This window comes from Methylophaga sp. UBA5088, from assembly GCF_002414625.1.
Taxonomy (GTDB): domain Bacteria; phylum Pseudomonadota; class Gammaproteobacteria; order Nitrosococcales; family Methylophagaceae; genus Methylophaga; species Methylophaga marina.
Genome location: NZ_DIAC01000074.1, coordinates 30,952 through 36,922, shown reverse-complemented (window position 1 = coordinate 36,922; position 5,971 = coordinate 30,952). Strand labels below are relative to the sequence as shown.

Here is a 5,971-nt window from a genome sequence, read left to right as displayed (position 1 = left end):
CGAAAAATTAGGGGTTGAGTGCTTTGAAACGCCGACTGGCTGGAAATTCTTTGGTAACTTGCTTGATGCAAACCGCGTGACTTTATGTGGCGAAGAGAGCTTTGGCACAGGTTCTAATCACATTCGTGAAAAAGATGGCTTATGGGCTGTACTTTTCTGGCTCAATATTCTGGCCGTGAAACAACAATCGGTGGCGGAATTAGTTAATCAACATTGGTTAACATTTGGACGTAATTACTACACTCGACATGATTATGAAGGTGTACCCACTGAACAAGCAGAAGCCCTGATTGAACACCTACAGCTTCAACTAACGACATTACCTAAACAGCAGCTTGGTGAGCGTATCGTGAGTTATGCAGATAACTTCAGCTACCATGACCCAATTGACGATAGTATTGCAGAAAAACAAGGCATTCGTATTGGTTTTGAGGGTGGTGACAGAATCATATTCCGTCTATCCGGTACAGGTACTGAGGGTGCCACATTACGGGTTTATATTGAGTCCTATCAAGATGATCCTGAACAATTAAACACTGACACGCAATTCGCACTAGCTGACCTTATTCAACTCGCTGATGAACTAGCCAAAATTACTGAACTGACAGGCAGAACAGCGCCAACCGTTATCACTTAAAATTTTATAATCATGATACAAACTCTTATTCTTGGCTCAAGCTCACCTTTCAGAGCTGAACTACTTAAAAAGCTGCAGATTAATTTCATTCAGCATTCGCCTGATATTGACGAGACACAGCTGGAAGGTGAGTCAGCACCGGCATTAGTCGAGCGACTGGCTCAAGAAAAAGCACGGCTCATTGCTGAAACCTATCCGCAAGCACTCATTATCGGTTCAGATCAGGTTGCTGTTGCAGGTGGCAATATTTTGGGTAAGCCAGGTAACCATCAGACAGCGATTCAGCAATTAATGATGGCTTCAGGAAAATCCGTCACTTTTTATACTGGCCTTGCCTTGTACAATGCAGAAAATCAGACAATGCAGCATATTGTTGAACCATTCACTGTGCATTTTAGAGAGTTAACGGAAAAGCAGATTGAATACTATCTGAATCAAGAAAAACCATACCAATGTGCGGGCAGCTTTAAATCCGAAGGGTTCGGGATCAGTTTATTCAGTCGTTTAGAGGGTGATGATCCTAATAGCTTGATAGGTCTACCACTCATAAAACTCATTGAGTTGTTGAGTAACGAAGGTGTCGATATTCTTCAACCCAATGAGTAGTAGTGGATAGCAATTATTCTTGGTTCTCTGATTGTTGTTTCAGTTTTTCAGCATTTGCCATTGCTGATGCCTGAGCCGCATAGTTGTTCATTGTTTTTGTCATCAGTTGACGAGCTGCTTTAGAGCGCATCGATTTGGCCATACCTTCAACAAGACTTGTTTCAACATTATTTGATGATAAATGCGTTTTCAATTCATCAAGGTGTGTTTCACAACTCTGCAAAATATTTTGTGCGGCTTCTTGTGGATTGTTGCCTTGATAGTTGCTAGTTAGATGTCCTTGCATCATACATTTATTGTAGTCAGTCAAAATAGAATACATTTTTGTTTGTGCTTGTTCTGGCATATCAGCAGGTGTGACATACTCTTGTGCAAGGACAACTGATGAGGCTGTTATTAATAAAGCAGATACTAAAATTTTTTTCATGGCGACTCCATTGTTGCAAATACTATGTTGAGTTATGAATATTGATTGACTCAACCAGCAGGAAATAATTCCCGATAATACGCCAGAACAGCATAATTTTCATGCATGACTTTTACACAGCTAAATAAAGTGCAATTCAATACCTGATTCACTCAAAAAAACTGTGTCATATATTCGAGTAAAACATTAAATGATTAACACAACCGATGATAACCGACTTAATCAGCTTACTGATTGGGTAAAAAAACTATTCCCTGATGAGCCATTCAGCATTACTGTTGCTTCAAGTGATGCCAGCTTTAGACGATACTTTCGGCTACACACAGTTAACGATACATATATTCTGATGGACGCCCCACCCGAGCATGAAAATATAAGTAGTTTTATCAATATTGATGAGTTTCTTGCAAAGTTTGATGTTGCAGTGCCCCACATTTTCCACAAGGATGAAGATAACGGTTTTCTGATGCTGAGTGATCTGGGTGATGTTTCATTTTTGAAAGCACTAGCACACGGGAATTCAGACACACTCTATCGTGCAGCGATTGATGAACTGGTTAAAATGCAACAGTCCAGGCCACAAGAGGCAACGGCTGGATTACCGCTATACGATGAAAAAAAATTACGTGATGAAATGTCACTGTTTCCAGTTTGGTTTTTAGATAGACACTTGTCCATAAAAGCACCGGAATCATTATCAATTATCTACGATTTTTTAATCGAAGAAATTAAACAACAGCCAGTGTGCTTTGTGCATCGTGATTATCACAGTCGAAATCTGATGGTATGTAATGATAAGTCACTTGGCATTATAGACTTTCAAGATGCCGTAATTGGTCCCATTAGCTATGATCTCGTCTCATTACTAAAAGATTGCTACATTCAGTGGCCGTATGAACAACAACAGTCATGGCTTGAGTATTATAAATCAGTGGCCATTAGGGCTAAGTTGCTAAATTATGAGGAAAATCATCACTTGCAACGTTGGTTCGATATGACAGGTTTACAGCGTCACCTTAAGGTGCTTGGTATCTTTTGCCGCCTAAACTATCGTGATGGTAAAGCTAATTACCTCAATGACTTACCATTAACTCTTCAATATGTTTTTGACGTCTGTGAACGATATGAAGCGCTTGCTCCTTTATATGAATTTATGAGTAACACCCCAGAAATAGTGGCAATTAAATGAAAGCAATGATTTTAGCAGCTGGTCGCGGTGAACGTTTACGACCATTAACAGATCACACTCCTAAACCGCTTGTAAAAGCAGGAAAAAAAAGACTGATTGAATACCTTATTGAAAATCTAGTGGCAGCTGGTATTGATGAGATTGTGATTAATTATGCTCATCTGGGCAAGCAGTTCCCTGCCGCTCTAGGAACTGGTGAATGCTATGGTTGTCGCATCACCTATTCACCGGAAAATGAAGGTAGTTTAGAAACTGCAGGCGGTATAGCTCAGGCATTACCTTTATTAGGGGATGAGCCATTTATCGTAGTCAATGGTGATATATGGACTGACTATGATTTTTCTAACTTGGCAAAGTATTCACTTCAGCAAAATTGTGACTGCCATTTAGTCATGGTCAATAACCCAGAGCACAATCCTGATGGCGATTTTGCACTCGCCGAAAATGGCTGTGTGATGCTTTCAGGAAATAAAAAGTTCACGTTTAGTGGAATGGGACTTTACCATCCAAGATTATTTAAACACTTACCGGTTGAACGTAAAGCACTTAAGCCTATTTTCGAGAAAGTGATACAAGATAACAGGATGACTGGAGAACTCTATAAAGGGCAGTGGTCAGATATTGGCACACTGGAGCGACTGACAGCCTTAGAAAAAGAGCTTAGTTAAACTAAGCTCTATCCGCACATAAAAATTCTAATAATGCTTTTTGTGCATGCAGACGATTCTCAGCTTCATCCCAGACAACACTTTGATCACCATCAATCACTTCAGCGGTCACTTCTTCACCACGATGAGCTGGCAAACAATGCATAAATAAAGCATCTTTTGCAGCTACTTTCATAATGTCGTTATTCACTTGGTAATCGGCAAAGGCTTGCTCTCGTTTGCGTTGCTCTTCCTCTTGTCCCATGCTCGCCCACACATCAGTGACGACCAGGTCGGCATCTTTAGCAGCCTCAACAGCACTGTTAAATAACTCGATTTTCGCTTCAACAGCAGACACAACTTCAGACTTAGGCTCGTATCCTGCTGGCGTTGCTATATGTAATTCAAACCCAAATTGCTGTGCAGCGTTAATGTATGAATGACACATATTATTGCCATCCCCAATCCAGACCACTTTCTTACCTTTGATGGAACCACGATGTTCCTGATAAGTTTGCATATCAGCTAGTAATTGGCATGGGTGGAAATCATCAGTCAACGCATTAATAACAGGGACTGAAGAATACTTTGCAAATGTTTCTAGCTTGGCGTGTTCAAATGTACGTATCATCACCGCATCAACCATAGAAGAAATCACGCGTGCTGAGTCTTCTACTGGTTCACCTCGTCCAAGCTGAGTGTCATCTGGCGACAAGAAAATAGAGCCACCGCCAAACTGAATCATGGCTGACTCAAACGATACGCGTGTGCGAGTAGATGATTTTTCAAATATCATCGCTAGCACTTTATTCTTTAAAGGCTGATAAATTTCGCCTTGATGCTGCATTTTTTTGAGTTCAGATGCGCGATTGATTAATGCTTGTAGCTCTTCTGAAGTCAGGTCTTTTAATGTCAAAAAATGTCTCATTGCTAGGCTACACTCTCAACCTGTTGTGATGATAAAAAATCGAGTACAAACTTACTTACTTTTTCCACAATCATGGATGCTTCTTCAGAGTTAATGATGAGTGGTGGTAGTAGACGAATAACTGAATCAGCGGTGACATTGATTAATAATCCATCGGCTAACGCTTTTTTAACTAATTCAGCACAAGGCATAGTTAACTCTATACCTAACATAAAACCATGAGCACGTACGTCCTTTACGCCAGGCTTACCGACAAGTTGTTTTTGGAAAGCCGTCAGCATTTGCTTGCCTAGGTCATTCACATGACCTAACACCCCTTCTTGTTCAATCGTATCTAAAACACTCAATGCTGCACTACATGCAAGAGGATTACCGCCAAACGTAGAACCATGGTTACCAGCCTGTAGAATCCCCACAGCACTACCAGCAACAAGGCAAGCACCAATTGGCATACCGTTACCTAGACCTTTGGCCAAGGTCATCACATCCGGTATTAAGCCATCATTATGCTGATAGGCAAACCACTTCCCGGTTCTCGCGATACCTGTTTGGACTTCGTCCAGCATCATTAAGAGTTTGCGTTGAGTGCAGATGGCTCTCACACCTGCCAAATACTCAGCATCAGGAATTTTGATACCACCCTCACCCTGAACAGGCTCAAGCAAGACCGCTACAGCCTCAGGCCAATGACCAATTGCCATTCGTAAAGCATCAAGATCGTTATATGGAACACGAACAAATCCAGGAACGAGTGGATCAAAACCTACTTGGACTTTTGCATTGCCTGTAGCCGACAATGTTGCCATGGTGCGTCCATGGAAACTGCCATCCATTACTATTACTACAGGCTTATCGATACCTTTACTGTGGCCATATTTACGGGCAATTTTTATGGCAGCTTCATTGGCTTCTGCACCAGAGTTAGAAAAAAACACCTGCTCCATTCCAGACAAAGAGGTCAACTTATCAGCCAGTTTTTCCTGTAACGCGATATGGTACATATTAGAGGTGTGCACTAATGTTTCAGCCTGATGCTGAATAGCTCGCGTCACCGCAGGATGGCAATGCCCCAGATTACATACAGCAATACCGCTTAACGCATCGAGATAGCGTTTTCCATCTGTATCAGTTAACCAAGCGCCTTTACCTTCACTAAAAGTGACGTCTAGACGTCCGTATGTGGGCATGACCGATTCTGTCATGGCTTGTACTCCTTGCCCTGACGGCATTAAAAAAAACGGCTTTTTAAGGCCAATAAACGAAAAATGGCAGTTTCAAATGAAACTGCCATTTATCAAAAATCGTGTATTTTATAATGTTATAGAGTAATAAACAAATTTACTCTAAATCACGACTTATTAGTTAGCAAAGTTTTCTGCGACAAAGTCCCAGTTTACTAATCCCCAGAAAGCTTCCAGGTATTTAGGACGTGCATTGCGGAAATCAATGTAATATGCGTGTTCCCAAACATCGACAGTCAATAGTGGTTTTTGACCATCAGTTAATGGGCAACCGGCATTGCTTGTATTAACAATAG

7 protein-coding genes and 1 pseudogene are annotated in these 5,971 nt (G+C 41.1%); 4 read left to right on the top strand and 4 right to left on the bottom strand.

Annotation, left to right across the window (positions count from 1 at the left end; genetic code table 11):
* Both B4K20_RS09555 and B4K20_RS09550 read left to right on the top strand, forming a co-directional pair.
* A pseudogene (locus B4K20_RS09555) lies at positions 1 to 637 on the top strand (alpha-D-glucose phosphate-specific phosphoglucomutase); the annotation flags it as partial.
* 15 nt (positions 638 to 652) lie between these two features.
* Positions 653 to 1,243: a Maf family protein gene (locus B4K20_RS09550; protein ID WP_289282741.1), complete on the top strand. Its 591-nt coding sequence runs from the start codon at positions 653 to 655 to the stop codon at positions 1,241 to 1,243.
* Between the two features lie 13 nt (positions 1,244 to 1,256).
* Here B4K20_RS09550 and B4K20_RS09545 read toward each other — a convergent pair whose 3' ends face one another.
* Complete coding sequence (locus tag B4K20_RS09545) at positions 1,257 to 1,670, bottom strand: hypothetical protein (protein ID WP_289282708.1); 414 nt, start codon at positions 1,668 to 1,670, stop codon at positions 1,257 to 1,259.
* Positions 1,671 to 1,860: 190 nt separating this feature from the next.
* On the opposite strand from B4K20_RS09545, the gene B4K20_RS09540 reads away from it, so the two are divergent.
* Together B4K20_RS09540 and murU are read left to right on the top strand one after the other, a co-directional pair.
* A complete protein-coding gene (locus B4K20_RS09540) occupies positions 1,861 to 2,859 on the top strand; it encodes an aminoglycoside phosphotransferase family protein (RefSeq protein WP_289282707.1) in 999 nt (332 codons plus the stop codon).
* Positions 2,856 to 3,527, top strand: a complete 672-nt coding sequence (gene murU / locus B4K20_RS09535; protein WP_289282706.1) for an N-acetylmuramate alpha-1-phosphate uridylyltransferase MurU — start codon at positions 2,856 to 2,858, stop codon at positions 3,525 to 3,527. Before B4K20_RS09540 ends, murU begins: the two co-directional genes overlap by 4 nt.
* Position 3,528: 1 nt before the next feature.
* On the opposite strand, the gene argF is transcribed toward murU, so the two are convergent.
* From argF to B4K20_RS09520, 3 genes are all read right to left on the bottom strand, one after another.
* The gene (gene argF, locus B4K20_RS09530) at positions 3,529 to 4,434 is read right to left on the bottom strand and encodes an ornithine carbamoyltransferase (protein WP_289282705.1); all 906 of its coding nucleotides are present in this window, start codon (positions 4,432 to 4,434) and stop codon (positions 3,529 to 3,531) included.
* 2 nt (positions 4,435 to 4,436) lie between these two features.
* A complete protein-coding gene (locus B4K20_RS09525) occupies positions 4,437 to 5,636 on the bottom strand; it encodes an aspartate aminotransferase family protein (protein WP_289282704.1) in 1,200 nt (399 codons plus the stop codon).
* Positions 5,637 to 5,792: 156 nt separating this feature from the next.
* Positions 5,793 to 5,971, bottom strand: a 179-nt coding sequence (locus tag B4K20_RS09520; RefSeq protein ID WP_289282740.1) for a superoxide dismutase, incomplete at its 5' end; no start/stop codon positions are given.

Coding starts and splice junctions, on each gene's coding strand:
- murU (WP_289282706.1), top strand. CDS start 2,856: ATGAAAGCAATGATTTTAGCAGCTGGTCGCGGTGAACGTTTACGACCA.
- argF (WP_289282705.1), bottom strand. CDS start 4,434: ATGAGACATTTTTTGACATTAAAAGACCTGACTTCAGAAGAGCTACAA.
- B4K20_RS09540 (WP_289282707.1), top strand. CDS start 1,861: ATGATTAACACAACCGATGATAACCGACTTAATCAGCTTACTGATTGG.
- B4K20_RS09525 (WP_289282704.1), bottom strand. CDS start 5,636: ATGACAGAATCGGTCATGCCCACATACGGACGTCTAGACGTCACTTTT.
- B4K20_RS09545 (WP_289282708.1), bottom strand. CDS start 1,670: ATGAAAAAAATTTTAGTATCTGCTTTATTAATAACAGCCTCATCAGTT.